Source organism: Streptomyces sp. NPDC014995 (assembly GCF_043080745.1).
GTDB lineage: Bacteria > Actinomycetota > Actinomycetes > Streptomycetales > Streptomycetaceae > Streptomyces.
The window spans coordinates 1-3925 of record NZ_JBIBVX010000047.1 but is presented as its reverse complement, the minus strand read 5'-3'; the positions used below and the strand labels follow the sequence as shown (position 1 = coordinate 3925).

At 76.5% G+C, this 3925-nt stretch carries 1 protein-coding gene; it reads right to left on the bottom strand.

Features of this window, described 5'->3' with window-relative positions:
* Positions 1-3925, bottom strand: a 3925-nt coding sequence (locus ACF1A1_RS39270; protein WP_392006975.1) for an SDR family NAD(P)-dependent oxidoreductase, incomplete at both ends; no start/stop codon positions are given.

Genomic DNA, 3925 nt, shown 5'->3' with positions numbered 1-3925 from the left:
TGGTCGAGTGCGGCGCACACGGTGTCGTAGGCGTCGGCGAACACCGGGAACGCGTCGTACAGTTCACGCCCCATCCCGGCGCGCTGCGCGCCCTGCCCCGTGAACAGCACCGCCAGCTTCCGGTGGACGTCCGTGCCCGTGACCGTGCCCGGCGCGGACGTCCCCCCGGCGAGTGCCGTCAGGCCCGCCAGCAGCTCGTCGCGGTCCGTGCCCACGATCACCGCGCGGTGGTCCAGCGCCGGCCGGCGGGTCAGCGCCAGGCCGGTGTCCCGGGCGGCCGGGGCGCCGGGCTCGCGGACGAAGTCGAGCAGCCGCTCGGCCTGCGCGCGCAGCGCCTGCGGCGTGCTGCCCGACAGCTGCCAGTCGACCACCGGGAGTTCGGGGACGTCGGTGGACTCCGGAGCCTCCTCCGCGGCCGGCGGTTCCTCGATGACGACGTGGGCGTTGGTGCCGCTGACGCCGAAGGAGGAGACACCGGCACGGCGCGGGTGGCCGCTCTCCGGCCAGGGGCGGGCCTCGGTGAGCAGCTCGACGGCGCCCGCCGACCAGTCGACGTGCGGGGTCGGCTCGTCGACGTGCAGCGTCTTCGGCATGACGCCGTGCCGCATCGCCATGATCACCTTGATGATGCCGGTGACCCCGGCCGCCGCCTGCGCGTGACCGATGTTCGACTTGGAGGAGCCCAGCCACAGCGGCCGGTCCTCCGGCCGGCCCTGTCCGTAGGTGGCGAGGAGGGCCTGGGCCTCGATCGGGTCGCCGAGCCGGGTGCCGGTGCCGTGCGCCTCGACCAGGTCGACGTCCGCGGTGGACAGCCCGGCGTCGGCCAGGGCCTGAAGGATCACCCGCTGCTGGGAGGGGCCGTTGGGGGCGGTGAGACCGTTGGAGGCGCCGTCCTGGTTGACGGCGCTGCCGCGCAGCAGCCCGAGCACCTCGTGGCCGTTGCGGCGGGCGTCCGACAGCCGCTCGACGAGCAGCAGGCCCGCCGCCTCCGACCAGCCGGTGCCGTCGGCGGCCGCCGCGAACGCCTTGCAGTGCCCGTCCGTGGCGAGCCCGCGCTGCCGTGAGAACTCCACGAAGCCGTCCGGGGTGGCGAGGATCGTCACTCCGCCCGCCAGCGCCAGGTCGCACTCACCGCCGCGCACCGCCCGCGCCGCGAGGTGCAGGGCGACCAGCGACGACGAGCAGGCGGTGTCGACCGTGACGGCGGGACCCTCGAAGCCGAAGGTGTACGCGACCCGGCCCGACAGCACGCTCGGCTGGTTGCCGGTCGCCGTGTAACCCTCGATCTCGTCGTTGTCCGCGCCGACCGCGTACCCGGTGTGGAAGGCGCCGACGAAGACTCCGGTACGGCTGCCGCGCAGCTCCCGCACGTCGATGCCGCCGCGCTCGAACACCTCCCACGCGGTCTCCAGGATCACCCGCTGCTGCGGGTCCATGGCCAGCGCCTCGCGCGGCGAGATCCCGAAGAACGCCGCGTCGAAGCGGTCGGCGCCGCGCAGGAAGCCGCCCTTGAGCGAATACGTTTTGCCCGGCGTCCCCGGCTCGGGGTCGTACAGGCCCTCCAGGTCCCAGCCGCGGTCGGTGGGGAAGCCGGAGATCGCGTCGCCGCCCTCGGCGAGGAGCCTCCACAGCGCCTCCGGCGAGTCCAGGCCGTCCGGGAACCGCCCGGCCATGGACACGATCGCGATCGGGTCGTCGTCCAGCTCGGCCCGCGGCGCGACCGGGACGGGCGCCGGAGCCGTGCCGCCGACGGCCTCGGCGAGCAGGTGGTCGGCGAGCCGCCGCGGCGTCGGATGGTCGAACGCCAGCGTCGCCGGCAGCCGCACCCCGGTGGCCGCGCCGAGCCGGTTGCGCAGCTCCACGGCGGTCATCGAGTCGACGCCCAGCTCCTTGAAGGTCCGCTCCGGGACGATCGACGCGCCGGAGGCGTGCCCGAGCACGGCGGCCGCCGCCTCGCACACCGACTCCAGGACGAACGAGGCCCGTTCACCAGCCGGCAGTGCCGCGACGCGGTCCGCGAAGGAACCGCCGCCGGCGGCGCCGCCCGCCGCGGGCACCGGGTCCTCGCGCAGGGCTTCGACGACCTCCGGCAGCTCCCCGATGAGCGCGCTGGGCCGGGCCGCGGTGAACCCGGGCGCGAAGCGCGCCCACTCCACGTCCGCGACGACCACGGTCGTCTCGCCCCGGCCGACGGCCCGCAGCAGCGCGGCCGCCGCCAGTTCCGGGTCCATGGGCGGCACACCCAGGCGGCGCATCCGCTCGGCCGCCCCGTCGGCGGCGCCCATACCGGCCCCGCCCCACGAGCCCCACGCCACGGACGTCGCCCTGCGGCCCAGGGCGCGGCGCCGCTCGGCGAGCGCGTCCAGGTAGGCGTTGGCGGCCGCGTACGAGCTCTGCCCGCCGCCGCCCCACACCCCGGCACTGGAGGAGATCAGCACGAAGGCGTCCAGCGGCTGGTCGCCGAGGAGTTCGTCGAGATGGGCTGCGCCCAGCACCTTCCCGGCGAGGACCCGCTCCATCTCCGGTACGGAGGTGTCCGCGACCGACGTGAACTGTCCGACGCCCGCCGCGTGCACCACCGCGGTCAGCGGCCGGTCGGCGGGCACCGCGTCCAGCAGCGCCGCCACCGAGGAACGGTCCGTCACGTCACAGGCCACCACCGTGGCCTCGGCCCCCAGTTCGCGCAGCTCGGCGACGAGTTCGGCCACTCCCTCCGCGGCCGGACCGCGCCGCCCGCTCAGCACGAGACGGTCCGCACCGGCCCGGGCCAGCCGACGGGCGATCCGCGCCCCGACGCCGCCCGTACCACCGGTGATCAGCACGGTGCCGCGCGGCACCCAGTCCGACGCCGCCCGCCGCTGCGGGGCCCGCGTCAGACGCCGTACGAACACGCCCGACGGGCGGACGGCCAGCTGGTCCTCGCCCTGCGGACCGCCCAGCGCCACGGCGAGCCGCTGCACCGCCCTGCGGTCCAGCCCGCCGGAGCCCGGCAGGTCGACCAGGCCGCCCCACAGCCGCGGGAACTCCAGCGCGGCCGCCACACCGAAGCCCCAGACCAGGGCCTGCGCCGGGTCCTCCACGACACCGTCGGCGCAGCCGGCCACGGCCCCCTGGGTCAGTGACCACAGACGGGCCCCCGTGCCGGCCTCCTCCAGCGCCGGCAGCAGCAGCGCCAGCGCGGCGAGGCCCCGGGTCAGCGCCGGACGCTCCGGGTGCGGACGGGTGTCCAGCGCGAGCAACGACAGCACGCCGCCGAGCTCACCCGCACCCTCCAGCACCGAGCGCAGGGCCGGCCCGTAGGCCTCCGGATCGGTCCCGGCCTCGTACACGGTGAACTCGGCACCCTGGGCCCGCAGCCCGTCGAGGACCGCCGCCGTCCGCCCGGCCGCGAGCCCGGCGGGCACGACGGCCAGCCACCTGCCGGACAGGCCCGCACCGTTGTCCCTGGCGAGCCGCTTCCAGGTGACGTGGTACGTCCAGGAGTCCAGCGTCGTCCGCAGGCGTTCGCCGCGCCGCCAGTCGGCGAGGATCGGCAGCGCCGCACCGAGGGAGGTGCTGTCGTCGCTGCCGAGCGCCGCGCCCAGCGCGTCAAGGTCGCCGCTCTCGACGGCGTCCCAGAACCGCGACTCGTCGGGGCCCGTGCCCCGGCCGCCCCGCGGCGCGTCGGCGTCGGCGGGCACGTCCAGCCAGTAGCGCTGCCGCTGGAAGGCGTACGTCGGCAGCTCCACCGCGCCCCGGCCCGCGGGGACGGCGAAGAACGCCCGCCAGTCGACCGGGACGCCCCGCGCGTGCAGCCGGCCCAGCGCCGACACGACCGTGCCCGGCTCGTCCTGCCCGCGGCGCAGGGCCGGGACGGCGAGGGTGGTGTCGTCGTCGAGGGTCTGGGTGGCCATGGGGGTGAGGGCGGCGTCGGGGCCGAGTTCGA